The sequence below is a fragment of the Pantoea sp. SJZ147 genome (assembly GCF_007828605.1).
In the GTDB taxonomy this organism is placed as follows: Bacteria; Pseudomonadota; Gammaproteobacteria; order Enterobacterales; family Enterobacteriaceae; genus Pantoea; species Pantoea allii.
This window is the reverse complement of the sequence record NZ_VIVB01000002.1, coordinates 150876-167091: the sequence shown is the minus strand read 5'-3', so window position 1 is coordinate 167091 and position 16216 is coordinate 150876. Positions and strand designations below refer to the sequence as shown.

Genomic DNA, 16216 nt, shown 5'->3' with positions numbered 1-16216 from the left:
AAACCGGTTTACCAGAAATTAACATTTAAACGTGTTTAAAAAAAAATGGTTAAACCGCGTGTGTAATGCCTGTGTTGCAGGCTGGCACGGATGCTGCAATAGCGTATCTGGCAAGCAAATATCGTTACAGCGGTTGTTCAGAGGTTATGCATAAAGGCTTTATCTGGCAGGTAAACCGGTTTACAAGGGCGTAAACCGTGCAGGATAACGCTTTTTTACCTCCGTTCAGCTTTTCCCGTGAGTGGTGATGGGAGTTATCGAATGCAGCAATTACATACTGCCCCGGCACGGGTAGAGATGGTGAATATCACCAAAACCTACGGCGCGATACGTTCCCTGCGCGGCGTCAATTTACAGCTGGCGCCTGGCGAAGTGCTGGGCCTGGTGGGCGATAACGGCGCGGGCAAGTCCACGCTGACCAAGGTGCTGTCTGGCGCGGTGGTGCCCACCAGCGGCACGATTCGTATTGATGGAGAGCCGCAGCATTTCAGTAATCCTGCGGATTCACGCCGTTGCCATATCGAAATGGTTTATCAGGATCTGTCGCTGTGCGACACGGTCGATGTGGCAGGCAACCTGTTTATGGGACGCGAGCCGATGAAATCGATCCTCGGTATCCCCTTTCTCGATCAGGAAAAAATGCATACCGATGCGCGGGAAATGCTGAAAGGTCTGGGCATCTCCATTCCCGACACGCGTTTGCTGGTGCGCAATCTGTCTGGCGGACAACGCCAGGCTATCGCCATCGCCCGCGCGGCCGCCTTTGATCCCAAAGTCCTGATAATGGATGAACCCACTGCGGCGCTGGCCGTGGCCGAAGTCGAAGCGGTGCTGGAACTGATTCGTCGGGTGTCGGCGCGCGGCGTCAGCGTGATCCTGATTACCCATCGCTTACAGGATCTGTTCCTGGTCTGCGACCGGATCATGGTGATGTACGAAGGCACGAACGTGGCAGATCGCCGGGTGGCGGACACCGACCTGAGCGAGATCGTCAATCTGATCGTGGGCGAAAAATTTGTCGCCCGCTCTGCGGCGACGCACTGAGCGAGGTAACAGGATGACTATCATGAATCTGAGCGGTTCCCGTATGGCCCAACACTCGTTGCCGCGTCGCCTTCTGCACAACCACTCTGGCGTGGTCAGCATCGCGCTGTTTTTTGTGTTCTGTTGCGTGGTGTTTTCCCTGATCACCGGCAACTTTCTCAGCAGTGCCAACTGGCTCAATATTATTCGCCAGAGTGCGCCATTGCTGATCGTGGCCACGGCCATGACGCTGGTGATCACCACCGGCGGGATCGATCTTTCCGTGGGATCGACGCTGGCGCTGGTCGGTGCACTGTCGGCTATCGCACTGAATAGCTGGGGACTGCCCTGGCCGGTCGTGTTGCTGGGTGGCCTGCTGCTGGGCGCGCTGGTCGGTGCCATCAACGGGTTCTTTATCGCCTATGAAGGCATTCCCGCCTTTATCGTGACGCTGGCGACTTTAGCCGTGGTGCGCGGCGTGGCGCTGCTGATTACCCAGGGTTACTCCATTCCCATCCCTGCCGACAGCCTGTTTGCCTTGATGGGACGCGCTAAGGTGTTGGGCGTGCCGATGCCCGCGCTGATTGGCATTGTGGTGCTGATTGTCGGCCATATCGTGCTGAACCATATGCGTTTTGGTCGTTATGTGACGGCGATTGGGGCGAATGCCGAAGGCGCGCGCCGCAGTGGGATTAACACCAAAACCGTGACCATGAAGGTGTATATCATCAGCGGGATGGCCGCCGCGCTGGCGGGCATGATTATTACCGCCCGGCTCGGCAGCGGTTCGTCTAATCAGGGCGAAGGCTTTGAGTTGCAGGTGATCGCGGCCGTGGTGCTGGGCAGTACCAGCCTGTTCGGCGGCTTCGGTACCGTTATCGGTACGCTGCTGGGCGCGCTGTCGATCGCCATTATCCAGAACGGTCTGATCCTGTCTCATATCTCCCCGTTCTATACCCAGATCGCCACCGGCACCATCATTCTGCTGGCGATCTGGCTGAACACCCGGATTCTTAACCCGACCCGCGCTGCGGCGAAAGGATAGCCGATGAAACACTCCATTTTTCGGCATCCGGACCCTCTGCCGCTTGGTATCCACAGCGGTTATGTGATGACGGTGCTGGGGCCGCTGCCGCTCAGCGAGATGGGCGTCACGCTGATGCATGAACACATTCTGCTGGATGCGTCCGGCAAGTGGGTGCCGCCCTGCTGCTGTGGCGATCGCCATTTAGCGGACATGCCGGTGAGCATGGAAAACCTGGGCGAGCTCTCACTCAACCCGTTAATCAGCCGCGACAACTGTCAGCTGTTTGATGTGGATTTGGCGATTGAGGAGCTGATGAAGTTCCGTGCACTCGGCGGTGAAACGGTGGTCGATCCAACCAATATCGGCATCGGACGCGACCCGAAAGCCCTGCAGCGCATCGCGCGTCTGACCGGGCTGAACATCATCATGAGTACCGGCCTGTACCTGGAACCTTCGCACCCGGAGTGGGTGAAAACCCTCAGCATCGAGGAGCTGGCTGACAAGCTGATTTACGACCTTGGCGGCCTTGAAAACAAACCCGACGTACTCGCCGGATTGATCGGCGAGATCGGCGTGTCCAGCCGCTTTACCGCCAGCGAGGAGAAATCCCTGCGGGCAGCAGGCCGCGCCAGTGCAGCAACCCGGGTGCCGATTGAAGTTCACCTGCCCGGCTGGGAACGGCTGGGCCACAAGGTGCTGGATATCCTGGAACACGAAGGCGCCGATCTGCGTCATGTGGTGCTGTGCCATATGAACCCCAGCTTTGCCGACAAGCGCTATCAGCGTGAACTGGCCCAGCGCGGCGCGTTTCTGGAATACGACATGATCGGCATGAGCTATTACTACGCCGATGAGTCCGCTCAGTCACCGTCCGACGAAGAGAACGCCCGCGCTATCCGCGAACTGATTGATGACGGCTTTATCGAGCAGATTTTGCTGTCCCAGGACGTATTCCTGAAAACCATGCTTACCCGCTATGGCGGCCACGGCTATGGCTACATCCTTAAACATTTTGTTCCGCGCCTGAAACGCCACGGCGTCAGCGGCGAACAACTTGAAACCTTAATGATTGCTAACCCACAGCGCGTATTTGGTGGGTAAGGGAGAAGCGTAATGCAGAAGAACATTTTACTGGTCGGCGAATCCTGGACCAGCACATCCGTACACGTTAAAGGCTTCGATCAGTTTGCGACCGCCACCTGGCACAACGGCGCGACCGACTTTATGGCGGCGCTGGCAGACAGTGATTATGCAATCACCTATATGCCCGCCCATGCAGCGGCGACGGCGTTTCCGCTGACCCTGGCGGGGCTGCAACAGTGGGACGCCATCATTCTGTCGGATATCGGTGCAAACACGTTGCTCCTGCACCCGGATACCTGGCTGAAGAGCCAACGCACGGCGAATCGCCTGACGCTGATCCACGATTATGTGGCGGCGGGCGGTGCCCTGATGATGATTGGCGGCTACTTCAGTTTCCAGGGCATCAATGGCGGCGCGCGCTATCGCAATACCGCAGTCGAGAAAGTGCTGCCGGTGCGTTGTCTGGCCTGGGATGACCGGATTGAAACACCCGAAGGCTGCTATCCCAGCGTGACGGAATCCCACGCGGTGTTTGCCGATTTGCCGGGCGAGTGGCCGTGGCTGCTTGGCTATAACGAGGTGGAAATGCATCCCGAAGGCAAGCTGCTGGCCACCGTCGCCGGCACAGATCATCCACTGCTGGCGGTGCGCGAATATCAGCAGGGCCGCTCACTGGTGTGGACCAGCGATATGTCGGCCCACTGGCTGCCGCAGGAGTTTTCCCAGTGGCAGGGCTATCGCCAGCTGTGGATCAACTGCCTCGACTGGTTAACGGTACGCCACTGATGACGATCACCCGCACGGCGGATCTGGCGTTACAGCTGATCCGCTTTGATACCATCAATCCGCCGGGTAACGAAGCCGCCTGTATGCAGTTTTTTGCCGACTGGCTGGGGGAAAACGGCTTTGAGGTCACGCTGTCCACCTTCGGTGAAGGCCGCCGTAACCTGATAGCCCGGATGTCCGGCGATCAAGACGGGCCTGCGCTGGCGTTTACCGGGCATCTGGATACGGTGCCGCTTGGCAATGCCGACTGGCAACACGATGCTTTTGGTGAGATCGCGGGCGATCGGCTCTACGGTCGGGGATCGAGCGATATGAAGGCGGCCGTCGCCGCCTTTGCTGTGGCCTGCGTTACGCACCAGCAGGCGATTCGGCAGGGTACGGGCGTTGTCCTGCTGATCACCGGCGGTGAAGAAACCGGCTGCGACGGGGCGCGGGCGCTCATCGAAAACGCCACGCTGCCCGAGGTCGGGGCGCTTATCGTGGGCGAACCTACCGCGAATTATCCGGTTATCGGCCACAAAGGCGCACTGTGGCTGCGCTGTGAAACCCGGGGTAAAACCGCCCACGGCGCGATGCCGGAGCTGGGCATTAATGCCATTTACCTGGCGGCTGATGCGCTGGGTAAAATTCAACATTTCTCACCCGGCGCGCCGCATTCACTGATGAAGCAGCCGACGATCAACGTCGGGCGCATCTCTGGCGGCCTGAACATCAACTCCGTGCCTGACCGCACGCAGTTCGACGTGGATATTCGTAGCGCCCCCAATCTTGAGCACGCCACCATTCGCCAGCAGCTCACCACCTTACTGGGTGAAAGTGTGACGGTTTCCACGCTGGTGGATCTGCCTGCCGTGCTGAGTGAAGGCGATCAGGCATGGATTCAGGCGGTTTATCAACGATGCCAGCCACTGCATGATGCACCGCTGGTGCCGCGGATTGTGCCCTACTTTACCGATGCTTCACTGCTGTTGCCCGCGCTGGGCAATCCGCCCTGCATTATTCTTGGCCCTGGCGAGCCGTCGATGGCGCATCAGACCGATGAATATTGCCTGCTGAGCAGGTTAGCCGAGGCGGAGACGCTGTATGGTGCGTTGATTTGTGACGGGATAAGCTGACCACCAGGTACTCTTCTGAAAGGGTGTTATGCTGATGAAGTCGCCGCCGCAGACGTGAGCGCATCACCTTAACGTCGCGCGCTAGCGCTACCCTGAGGTCAGCTAAAAGGAGCCTTTATGAACGGACCCAACCCCGCAAATCCTCATCCATTGCCAGGCTTTCCACAAGTGTGTTTTATCAAGAACACCCTTCGCAATCCCAATATCATCGTGGGTGATTACACCTATTATGACGATCCGCTGGACGCGGAAAACTTCGAGCGTAACGTGCTTTACCATTACCCCTTCATCGGCGACAAGCTGATTATTGGCAAGTTTTGCGCCATTGCCAAAGGTGCGAAATTCATAATGAATGGGGCCAATCACAAAGTGTCCGGCATCTCGACGTACCCGTTTCAGATCTTTGGCAACGGCTGGGAAAAGGTGATGCCGGGCGAAGGCGATCTGCCCTACAAAGGCGACACGGTGATCGGTAACGATGTGTGGATAGGCTATGAGGCGCTGATCATGCCCGGCGTTAAGGTAGGTAACGGCGCGATTATCGCTTCCCGTTCCGTCGTCACCTCGGACGTGCCTGCCTACACGGTCGTCGGCGGTAATCCCGCGAAGCCCGTCCGTGCCCGCTTTGCCCCAGAGGTCGTGGCCCAACTGGAGTCGCTGGCGTGGTGGGACCAATCACCGGCATGGATTACTGCGCACCTTGAGCAGATTGTGTCGGAAGATGTGGGGGCGCTGCTGGCGTGCCAAAAGTAGCCTCGGGAATCAGTCCGTTGTGCTGCGGTGCAGACCAAATGTCTGATTAATGGCATCAACAAAACTGCGAATTTTCACCGTCTGACGTCGACCTGCGGGGATTAACATATTCATTGGCCGCGCAGGTCCATCGTATTCAGGCAAAATCTGTATAAGTCGGCCTTTTTCGATCTCTTCATTCAGCACATCGGCCGGGCCGAGTGTCACACCATGTCCTTCCAGTGCTGCGTGCAACAGCGCCTTCCAGTCATTAGAACGGAAGCGACCCTGTGGTTTTACTTCCTCAACCCTGCCAGCGCGTTGAAAATGCCAACGACAAGGCATGGACGGTGACCAGATGCCATACACCAAACACACGTGATCCATCAGGTCTGCGGGCGTTGCGGGCATGCCCATTCGTGCCAGATAGGTGGGCGAAGCGCAGGCAATCAACCGATAAGGCTTAAGCGGATACGCAACTAATGAACTGTCCGTTAATTCACCAATACGAATCACTACTTCGTACCCTTCTTCGAACGGCTCAACTAAGCGGTCGCTAAGTTCCAGGTCAACCTGAATTTCCGTATAGCGTGCCAGATAACGGGTAATAAAAGGTGCCAGAGTGAACGCCCCGAAAGTCAGGGGCGCGCTCACCTTTAGTGTGCCTGAAGGTGTGCTTTTCATCTCCATGGCAATCGCGTCGGCCTCTTCCGCCTCTGCCAGAACAACCTTGCAGCGTTCGTAATAATTACGGCCAACATCCGTCAGACTTTGCCGCCGCGTCGTGCGGTTCAGCAGCACCGTGCCCAGTCGCGTTTCCAGGCTGGCGATATGTTTTGCCACCATTTGAGGTGAGAGTCGAAGCTGCTCGGCTGCCGCAGCAAAGGAGCCGGCCTCTGCGGCTTTGACAAAAACATTCATGCTGGTAAGCCTGTCCATCATTCCCTCCTTTTTGTTGTTTATCTTGCTCTTAACTGCGTATTTATCAACCAAATATTTTTAATTAACGTGAGTGCTATCGACAATACTGGAGGACGACATAATGAAAATCGGCATTATTGGTGCAGGGTTTGTTGGACGAGCGATCGCCAGACTGGCAACCCAGGCAGGCCATCAGGTGATGTTAAGTAACTCTCGCGGACCGCAGACGCTATTTAGCCTGAAACCTATGATTGGCTGCGAAGCTGGCACCGTAGAGGAAGCGGCGGACTTTAGCGACATAGTGGTGATTGCCGTGCCACTTAACGCTGTGGCACAGCTTCCATCATCACGACTAAAAAATAAGCTAATAATTGATGCGGTAAACTACTATCCCGAGCGCGATGGACAGATTGCAGAACTGGATAACGGTACGCTAACCACTAGCGAAAGACTTGCCCAGCAGTTCCCTGACGCGACCGTCGTAAAAGCGTTTAATGCCATTCAGATGACCGACCTGGAGGTTCAGGGGCTGCCCGCAGGCGATGCGAACCGACGTGCACTGCCGTTGGCAGGGGATGATGAGCAGGCTAAAAAGCGTGTCGCTACGTTATACGACACGTTTGGCTTCGAGCCGGTCGATGTGGGGCCGTTAGCTGAAGGCTGGCGTTTCGAACGCGGGACGCCAGTATATTGCGTACGCATGACACGCGCTCAACTGAAGGCCGCGCTGGCAGGCACTTCCCGTCGCTAAAACAGGTTCAGGGTGACAGGGCATCGCACCCTATGTCTGTGACAGGCATCCTTAGCCTGAAATAACGTTTTATTGTCTGCCCGCCCATAAAAAAAGGCCGCATCGCGCGGCCTTTCTGACTGTCAGCATTTAGCGCCGTTTTATCAGCATAAACAGACTGATGGCAAAGAAGGCAAAGCTTGGCAGGATCGCGCCAAAAATGGGCGGCAGGCCGTAGACCAGGCTGAGTGGACCAAAAATCTGATCCAATACGTAAAACAGAAAGCCGAAGCTGATCCCGGTGACCACGCGGACGCCCATCGAGACGCTACGCAGCGGACCAAAGATAAACGACAGCGCCATCAGCATCATGACCGCCACGGACAGCGGCTGGAAGATTTTGCTCCACATGTTGAGCTGATAACGGCCAGCTTCCTGCCCACTTTGCTTCAGGTATTTACTGTAATCATAGAGGCCGGTAATCGACAGCGCATCCGGGTCCAGCGCCACCACGCCCAGTTTGTCTGGCGTCAGATTCGTTTTCCATTCCCCGCCCAGACTCTGTGAGCCGGTAATTTGCTTCGGATCGGTCAGATTCGACTCATCCACCTGGGACAGAACCCACAGCTTCTTGTCTTTATCCCATTTGGCCGTCGCGGCATAGCGGACGCTCTGTAAACGGCGATCGTCATTGAAGCTGTAAATGCTGACGCCGTCGATTTCATTGTCGCCTTTCACGCGCTCAATATAGATAAAGTTGTTGCCGTCTTTGGCCCACAGGCCGCTCTGGGTTGACACCAGCGCACCACCGTAGAGCTGCTGAGCGCGGAAGTTACGCGCCATCTGCTCGCCCTGTGGGGCAACAAACTCACCGATAGCCATGGTCAGCAGCACCAGCGGAATTGCCGTCTTCATGACCGACAGGGCGACCTGCATACGGGTAAAGCCCGCTGCCTGCATGACGACCAGTTCACTCCGCTGCGCCAGCGTACCCAGACCTAACAGCGCCCCCAGCAAGGCCGCCATCGGAAAGAAGATTTCAATATCTTTCGGCACGCTCAGCAAGGTGTAATAGCCCGCATCCAGCGCGCTGTACGCACCCTGTCCGGTTTTACGCAGCTGATCGACAAATTTGATAATGCCGGACAGCGAAACCAGCATAAACAGCGTCATCAGGATGGTATTAAATATCGTTTTACCGATATAGCGATCGAGAACGCGAAACATCAGACCGATCCTCCGCGTGTAAAGCGCGCACGAATTCGACGCATTGGCACGGTATCCCACAGGTTAAGCAAGATCGCCAGCGTCAGATAACTGAGGTTCACCACCCACATCCAGATGGCCGGATCAAGGCGGCCTTTGGCACCGCTTGAGCGCAGCGAACTCTGCAGCAGGAAGAAAATCAGATACAACAGCATCGCAGGCAACATTGAGAGCACGCGGCCCTGACGCGGGTTGACCACGCTGAGGGGTACCACCATCAACGCCATCACCAGCACGGAAAAGACCAACGTGAGGCGCCAGTTGAGTTCGGCTTTAAACTCTGGCGTTTTGTTGGCTAACAGCGTGCCGAACGTGGCCTGATCCACATCGTTAGGATCGAGTATTGCCTGCTTATAGCCCACGTAGGCCTGGTAGTTGGTGAAATCGGTGATACGGAAATCGCGCAGCAGCGCCGTTCCCTCAAAGCGCGTCCCTTTGTCCAGGGTCACAACCTGTGAACCGTCTTTCTTTTGTTCCATGTGCCCGCTGTCCGCCAGCACCACAGAAGGTCGGGCATTGCCTTTCGGCCGTAGCTGCGCCAGGAAGACGTGACCAAACTGATTGCCCTTGACGTTCTCAAGGAACAGCACGGCGCTGCCATCGCTGGACGTCTGGAACTGTCCCGCAGCCAGTGCCGCAGTACCAGGGTTGGCCTTGGCATTTTGTGTGACCTGCTCCTGATAGCGCGACGACCAGGGGCCCAGCCAGATGACGTTCACCGCTGCCACCACCGAGGTGAACAGCATCAGCACCATCGCCGCCTTGACCAGCACCGCCTTGCTCAGGCCGCAGGCGTGCATTACGGTAATTTCACTTTCCGTATACAGCCGCCCGAGCGTCATCAAAATCGCCAGAAACAGGCTTAGGGGTAAAATAAGTTGCGCCATTTCAGGCACGCCAAGTCCTAACAACGTCAGAACAAGGTTTGTCGGCACTTCGCCATCCACCGCGGCCCCTAAAATCCTTACCAACTTCTGACAGAAGAAGATCAACAACAGGATAAACAGGATAGCCAGCTGGCTTTTGAGCGTTTCCCGAACCAGATATCTAATAATGATCACGCTTAATACGCCTGTGAAAACTTGTCTTTTTGCAGGAAAATCGCTAATTTCAACGCTTATTAGCCATTTTTCTTCATAAATGGCCGTCGTCGACGCTAGAAATGTATGGTAATCGCGTTTGGGTGATGAAAAAACAACATCTTGTCACCCTGATTCATTATGACCTCCAGCAGCACGCTGTCATGTTGCTTAGCTTAATAAATGGGTCACGAACGCGCTACATTCTAGCGGCAGCCGCGGCCGTTGTCTTTAAGATTCAGGAGAGTGCATGGAGTTCAGTGTAAAAAGCGGTAGTCCGGAAAAACAGCGCAGTGCATGCATTGTAGTTGGTGTTTTCGAACCGCGTCGTCTGTCACCGATTGCCGAGCAACTGGATAAAATCAGCGACGGCTATATCAGCGCCCTGCTGCGCCGCGGTGAACTGGAAGGCAAAGTGGGTCAGACGCTGCTGCTGCATCATGTGCCGAATATCCTGTCAGAGCGTATTTTGCTGATTGGCTGCGGTAAAGAGCGTGAGCTTGATGAGCGCCAGTACAAGCAGGTGATTCAGAAAACCATCAATACGCTGAATGACACCGGCTCGATGGAAGCCGTGTGCTTCCTGACCGAACTGCACGTCAAAGGGCGTAACACCTACTGGAAAGTGCGCCAGGCCGTCGAGACCTCGAAAGAGGCGCTGTATAACTTCGACCAGTTGAAGAGCAACAAAGCGGAGCCGCGTCGTCCACTGCGTAAGCTGGTGTTTAACGTGCCTACGCGCCGTGAGTTAACCAGCGGTGAGCGTGCGATTCAACATGGGCTGGCGGTCGCCGCCGGGGTGAAAGCAGCCAAAGATCTTGGCAATATGCCGCCCAATATTTGCAATCCGGCTTACCTGGCTTCTCAGGCACGTCAGCTGGCTGATGCCTACAGCAAAAACATCACGACGCGCGTGATTGGCGAGCAGCAGATGAAAGAGCTGGGCATGAACGCCTATCTCGCCGTGGGTGCCGGATCGCACAATGAATCCCTGATGTCGGTGATTGAGTACAAAGGCAACCCGGATACCGATGCGCGTCCGATTGTGCTGGTCGGCAAAGGGCTGACGTTTGACTCCGGTGGTATCTCCATCAAGCCTGCGGACAGCATGGATGAGATGAAGTACGACATGTGCGGCGCGGCCTCGGTTTATGGCGTGATGCGCATGGTCGCCGAGCTGAATCTGCCGCTGAACGTGGTGGGCGTGCTGGTGGGCTGTGAAAACATGCCGGACGGTAAATCCATGCGGCCGGGCGACGTGCTGACCACCATGTCAGGCCAAACGGTTGAAGTGTTAAACACCGATGCTGAAGGCCGGCTGGTGCTGTGCGATGCGCTGACCTACGTGGAACGCTTCGATCCGGAAGTCGTCATCGATGTAGCAACCCTGACCGGTGCCTGCGTTATTGCGCTGGGTCATCACGTCAGCGGACTGCTGTCGAACCACAACCCGCTGGCGCATGAGCTGATTGGTGCCTCCGAGCAGTCCGGCGATCGCGCCTGGCGTTTACCGATGGCCGATGAGTATCAGGAACAGCTGGAATCCAATTTTGCCGATATGGCGAACATTGGCGGCCGTCCGGGTGGTGCCATTACCGCCGCTTGCTTCCTGGCCCGTTTTGCGCGCAAATATAACTGGGCGCATCTGGACATCGCCGGTACCGCCTGGCGATCAGGTAAGGCCAAAGGTGCCACCGGTCGTCCTGTACCGATGCTGTCTCAGTTCCTGTTAAATCGTGCCGGTCTGAACGGCGACGATTAATCGTACGGATAACCGACCCCATCGGGGCGGAGTTTACTCCGCCCTTCTTTTCGTTAAACAGGCAATTCGATGAAAAACGCAACCTTCTACGTGTTGGAAACCGATGCATCCAGCGAGGGCTTAACCGCCGTTGAAGCGCTGGTGTGCGATCTGGCGGAAACACGCTGGCGGGCCGGTAAGCGGGTGCTCATCGCCTGTGAAGATGAGCAGCAAGCCATTCGCCTTGATGAGGCGCTGTGGCAGCGCCCCGCCAACGCCTTTGTGCCCCACAATCTCGCCGGGGAAGGTCCGCGCTACGGCGCACCGGTAGAGCTGGCATGGCCGCAGCGTCGGGGGAATTCGCCACGCGACCTGCTGATTAGCCTGCTGCCGCAGTTCGCAGATTTTGCTACTGCTTTCCATGAAGTGATAGACTTCGTTCCTTACGAAAACGCTCTCAAACAGCTGGCGCGCGATCGCTATAAAGCCTATCGCAGCGTTGGCTTCCAATTGAATACGGCAACGCCGCCACAGCCGCAAACGACATAGCAGAAATGGATAAGACATATAACCCGCAAGATATTGAGCAGCCGCTTTACGAGCATTGGGAAAAGCAGGGCTACTTCAAACCGAATGGCGACACCAGCCAGGAAAGCTTTTGCATCATGATCCCGCCGCCGAACGTCACCGGTAGCTTGCACATGGGTCACGCCTTCCAGCAAACGATCATGGACACCATGATTCGCTACCAGCGCATGCAGGGTAAAAATACCCTGTGGCAGGCCGGTACTGACCACGCAGGCATCGCCACCCAAATGGTGGTGGAGCGCAAGATCGCGGCAGAAGAAGGCAAAACCCGTCAGGATTACGGTCGTGATGCGTTCATCGACAAAATCTGGCAGTGGAAAGCCGAATCCGGCGGGACGATTACCCGTCAGATGCGCCGTCTGGGCAACTCGGTTGACTGGGAGCGCGAGCGTTTCACCATGGACGACGGTCTGTCCAATGCGGTGAAAGAAGTCTTTGTGCGCCTGTATAAAGAGAACCTGATTTACCGTGGCAAGCGCCTGGTGAACTGGGACCCGAAACTGCGTACCGCCATCTCTGACCTGGAAGTGGAAAACCGCGAGAGCAAAGGCTCTATGTGGCATATCCGCTATCCGCTGGCAGAGGGCGCGAAAACCGCCGACGGTAAAGATTATCTGGTCGTTGCGACCACCCGTCCGGAAACCCTGCTGGGCGATACCGGCGTGGCCGTTAACCCGGAAGATCCACGTTATAAAGATCTGATCGGCAAGTTTGTGATGCTGCCGCTGGTTGATCGTCTGATCCCGATCGTCGGTGACGAGCACGCGGACATGGAAAAAGGCACCGGCTGTGTGAAAATCACCCCGGCGCACGACTTCAATGACTACGAAGTGGGCCGTCGTCATAAGCTGCCGATGATCAACATTCTGACCTTCGACGGCGATATCCGCGACAGCGCGCAGGTTTACGATACCAACGGCGAAGCCAGCACCGCTTACAGCGACGCGATTCCTGCTGCGTTCCAGAACATGGAGCGCTTTGCCGCGCGTAAAGCCATCGTGGCGGCGGTAGACGCGCTTGGCCTGCTGGAAGAGATCAAACCTCACGATTTAACCGTGCCTTACGGTGACCGTGGTGGCGTTGTTATCGAGCCGATGCTGACCGATCAGTGGTACGTGCGCACGGCACCGCTGGCCAAAGTGGCGGTGGAAGCCGTTGAGAACGGCGACATTCAGTTCGTGCCGAAGCAGTACGAGAACATGTACTTCTCCTGGATGCGTGATATTCAGGACTGGTGTATTTCCCGTCAGCTGTGGTGGGGCCACCGTATTCCGGCCTGGTACGACAATAACGGCAACGTCTATGTGGGCCGCACAGAAGACGAGGTGCGCAGCGAAAACAACCTGGCAGCCGATGTCGCGCTGCGTCAGGACGATGACGTGCTGGACACCTGGTTCTCATCGGGCCTGTGGACTTTCTCAACGCTGGGCTGGCCGGAAAACACCGAAGCCCTGCGCACCTTCCACCCGACCAGCGTGCTGGTGAGTGGCTTCGACATCATCTTCTTCTGGATTGCCCGCATGATCATGCTGACCATGCACTTCATCAAAGATGAAAACGGCAAGCCGCAGGTGCCGTTTAAAACCGTGTATATGACCGGTTTGATCCGCGACGAAGAAGGCCAGAAAATGTCGAAATCCAAGGGCAACGTGATTGACCCGCTGGATATGGTTGACGGTATTTCACTGGAAGAACTGCTGGAAAAACGCACCGGTAACATGATGCAGCCTCAGCTGGCGGAAAAAATCCGCAAGCGCACCGAGAAGCAGTTCCCGAACGGCATCGAGCCATCGGGTACAGATGCCCTGCGCTTTACGCTGGCGGCGCTGGCCTCGACCGGGCGTGATATCAACTGGGACATGAAGCGCCTGGAAGGTTATCGCAACTTCTGTAACAAGCTGTGGAATGCCAGCCGTTTTGTGCTGATGAATACCGAAGACCAGGACTGCGGTCAGAACGGCGGCGACATGACGCTGTCGCTGGCGGATCGCTGGATTCTGACGGAATTCAACCACACGGTAAAAGCCTACCGTGAGGCGCTGGACAGCTATCGATTCGATATTGCGGCGAACATCCTGTATGACTTCACCTGGAACCAGTTCTGTGACTGGTATCTGGAGCTGACCAAGCCGGTGATGAACAGCGGCAGCGAAGCAGAACTGCGTGGCACCCGCCATACGCTGGTCCACGTGCTGGAAGCGCTGCTGCGCCTGGCGCACCCGATTATTCCGTTTATCACGGAAACCATCTGGCAGCGCGTGAAGGGCCTGAAAAACATCAGCGATGACACCATCATGCTGCAGCCGTTCCCGCAGTACGACGCGGCGAAAGAAGATGCTGAAGCTAAGGCCGATATCGAGTGGATGAAGCAGGCAATCATCGCCGTCCGTAACATTCGTGCAGAGATGAACATCGCGCCCAGCAAGCTGCTGGATGTGCTGCTGCGTGACTGCTCCCCTGCTGCCCAGCGCCGCGTTGAGGCGAACCGTAACTTCCTGTCACGCCTGGCGCGGCTGGAAAGCCTGACTATTCTGCCTGCGGGCGAGAAAGGTCCGGTTTCGGTGACCAAAATCGTCGAAGGCGCAGAGCTGCTGATCCCGATGGCGGATCTGGTGGATAAAACCGCCGAGCTGGAGCGCCTGGCCAAAGAGCTGCTGAAGCTGGAGGTGGAAATCGAAAAAATCCAGACCAAGCTGGCGAATGAAGGCTTTGTCTCGCGCGCACCAGAAGCGGTCGTCGCCAAAGAGCGCGAGCGCGTTGCTGAGATGGAACAGTCAAAAGCAAAACTGATTGAACAGCAGGCGGTCATTGCGGCGCTGTAATCGTTCCGGTTAGTGTTCGATAAAGCCCACGCTTCGGCGTGGGCTTTTTTATGGCTGCATTTTCGGCGCATTGGGAAGTAGCGTTTTCAGCACCGCCGCCGTCATAATCCGATCGCCCTTCATCAGAAGACAGTTCTGACTCATGGCAACCAGCTCCGCTTTGGCTTTCTCATCTGCCTGCCAAAGGAAGGCATTTCTTTTCAGCGCCCTTTGCCTGAGCGTCTTTAAACGTGTTGGGCAGATAAGGTGGGTTTCGCCATTGGTAAATGCCTCAATGCCTGCAATCAAGCGCGCATCACCGGTCGCTTTACTGGCCCCCCAGACAGAAGTGGGGAAGTAATAGGCCGGGAAGTCTTTCGACGGCACGGAAAACACCTTTTCGTGCCAGGACGCCATGCCGACGATTTCAATCGCACGCTGATTAATCTGCACCAGTTGAACAGAAAACAGCGTAAAGACGCCGAGGATCAGGCCAGGTGAAAACGCCAAAATGGGTTTGATGCCATGATGCGCTTTTATTTTATTGGCGAAGAGTGAGAGCAGCGCCGGCATAAAGAGCAGCAGATATAAACCAGTAATAATAAAATATTGCGTCAGGGTATTTTTCGCGGAGAAATAGATATCACCTGGCAATAAAAAGAACAGCGGCATAAAAGCGAGCATGGCGATAAAAACTGAAAAAATAACGTAACGGAGATTAATGACAACCGCGTTCAGACTTAATTCTGCCAGAAAAAATTTTCTTTTAAGGTGAGCAGTTAAGCCGTTCTCCGCCGCCCGCATGCATTTTAACCGGGCAAGCAGTTGGCGTTGATGCTGCTGACGGTGCCGGTTAATCCAGTGATTAACCAGACTGTGTACACTCAACGCGGCTACAAAGGCCGCTGGTAGCATCAACCAGCCGTTTGCCGTGTTGCCAAAATAGATCACTGTAAAGGCTGCCAGGAAGGCACTAAAAGCGGTAATCGCGCAGCAGCCTTCATTATAGCGCCTTGCCAGTCGGGCTTTTTTACCGTTTAGCGTACCGGTGAATGAGCAAAGTGCCGAAGGCGCAATTAACGAGCAGGAAAATACACTGAAAAACAGTATCGAAGTGATAAGGATAGCAATAACCCCCGTCACGTTATTTATTATCAGCGGAAAAACATCCGGCCTGCCAATCCACTGAAAATATGCCCAGACGTTTATAAATCCCGCAATAATGAATAAGGGAAAAAGGTCTTTGATGATTTTAAAACGGAAACGGGGAAACACGTTATGCGGCTCCATGCACAGTGATGAATATTGCTTTTGCCCGACGATA

The 16216-nt window shown here is 55.8% G+C and carries 14 protein-coding genes; 10 read left to right on the top strand and 4 right to left on the bottom strand.

Annotated elements, in window-relative coordinates:
- Positions 1-297: 297 nt before the first annotated feature.
- The 6 genes from FBY13_RS03495 to FBY13_RS03470 all read left to right on the top strand — a co-directional run bounded on the left by FBY13_RS03495 (position 298) and on the right by FBY13_RS03470 (position 5787).
- On the top strand, positions 298-1044 hold the full coding sequence (locus FBY13_RS03495) for an ATP-binding cassette domain-containing protein (protein ID WP_162287595.1): 747 nt from the start codon (positions 298-300) through the stop codon (positions 1042-1044).
- A 22-nt stretch (positions 1045-1066) separates the two neighbouring features.
- Entirely contained in the window at positions 1067-2068 is a 1002-nt protein-coding gene (locus FBY13_RS03490) for an ABC transporter permease (protein ID WP_186440782.1), read from the top strand.
- Between the two features lie 3 nt (positions 2069-2071).
- The gene (locus FBY13_RS03485) at positions 2072-3151 is read left to right on the top strand and encodes a phosphotriesterase (RefSeq protein ID WP_145393470.1); all 1080 of its coding nucleotides are present in this window, start codon (positions 2072-2074) and stop codon (positions 3149-3151) included.
- A 12-nt stretch (positions 3152-3163) separates the two neighbouring features.
- The gene (locus FBY13_RS03480; protein WP_145393469.1) at positions 3164-3919 is read left to right on the top strand and encodes a glutamine amidotransferase; all 756 of its coding nucleotides are present in this window, start codon (positions 3164-3166) and stop codon (positions 3917-3919) included.
- A gap of 5 nt (positions 3920-3924) precedes the next feature.
- Entirely contained in the window at positions 3925-5034 is a 1110-nt protein-coding gene (locus FBY13_RS03475) for a M20 family metallopeptidase (protein ID WP_186440785.1), read from the top strand.
- 117 nt (positions 5035-5151) lie between these two features.
- Complete coding sequence (locus FBY13_RS03470) at positions 5152-5787, top strand: Vat family streptogramin A O-acetyltransferase (RefSeq protein ID WP_145393468.1); 636 nt, start codon at positions 5152-5154, stop codon at positions 5785-5787.
- 9 nt (positions 5788-5796) lie between these two features.
- Here FBY13_RS03470 and FBY13_RS03465 read toward each other — a convergent pair whose 3' ends face one another.
- On the bottom strand, positions 5797-6705 hold the full coding sequence (locus FBY13_RS03465) for a LysR family transcriptional regulator (RefSeq protein WP_109716677.1): 909 nt from the start codon (positions 6703-6705) through the stop codon (positions 5797-5799).
- Positions 6706-6808: 103 nt separating this feature from the next.
- Here FBY13_RS03465 and FBY13_RS03460 point away from each other — a divergent pair, with 103 nt between their 5' ends.
- Entirely contained in the window at positions 6809-7438 is a 630-nt protein-coding gene (locus FBY13_RS03460) for an NADPH-dependent F420 reductase (protein WP_145393467.1), read from the top strand.
- Between the two features lie 129 nt (positions 7439-7567).
- Here the strand turns inward: FBY13_RS03460 and lptG are convergent, their stop codons facing one another.
- Both lptG and lptF read right to left on the bottom strand, forming a co-directional pair.
- The gene (gene lptG, locus FBY13_RS03455; protein ID WP_063878195.1) at positions 7568-8644 is read right to left on the bottom strand and encodes an LPS export ABC transporter permease LptG; all 1077 of its coding nucleotides are present in this window, start codon (positions 8642-8644) and stop codon (positions 7568-7570) included.
- Positions 8644-9744, bottom strand: a complete 1101-nt coding sequence (gene lptF, locus FBY13_RS03450; RefSeq protein ID WP_063878194.1) for an LPS export ABC transporter permease LptF — start codon at positions 9742-9744, stop codon at positions 8644-8646. Before lptF ends, lptG begins: the two co-directional genes overlap by 1 nt.
- 268 nt (positions 9745-10012) lie before the next feature.
- On the opposite strand from lptF, the gene pepA reads away from it, so the two are divergent.
- From pepA to FBY13_RS03435, 3 genes are all read left to right on the top strand, one after another.
- The gene (gene pepA / locus FBY13_RS03445; protein WP_013024392.1) at positions 10013-11524 is read left to right on the top strand and encodes a leucyl aminopeptidase; all 1512 of its coding nucleotides are present in this window, start codon (positions 10013-10015) and stop codon (positions 11522-11524) included.
- A 69-nt stretch (positions 11525-11593) separates the two neighbouring features.
- Positions 11594-12052: a DNA polymerase III subunit chi gene (locus FBY13_RS03440; protein ID WP_145393466.1), complete on the top strand. Its 459-nt coding sequence runs from the start codon at positions 11594-11596 to the stop codon at positions 12050-12052.
- 5 nt (positions 12053-12057) lie between these two features.
- Complete coding sequence (locus tag FBY13_RS03435; protein ID WP_145393465.1) at positions 12058-14913, top strand: valine--tRNA ligase; 2856 nt, start codon at positions 12058-12060, stop codon at positions 14911-14913.
- Between the two features lie 48 nt (positions 14914-14961).
- On the opposite strand, the gene FBY13_RS03430 is transcribed toward FBY13_RS03435, so the two are convergent.
- A complete protein-coding gene (locus FBY13_RS03430; RefSeq protein ID WP_145393464.1) occupies positions 14962-16182 on the bottom strand; it encodes a hypothetical protein in 1221 nt (406 codons plus the stop codon).
- Positions 16183-16216 lie beyond the last annotated feature (34 nt).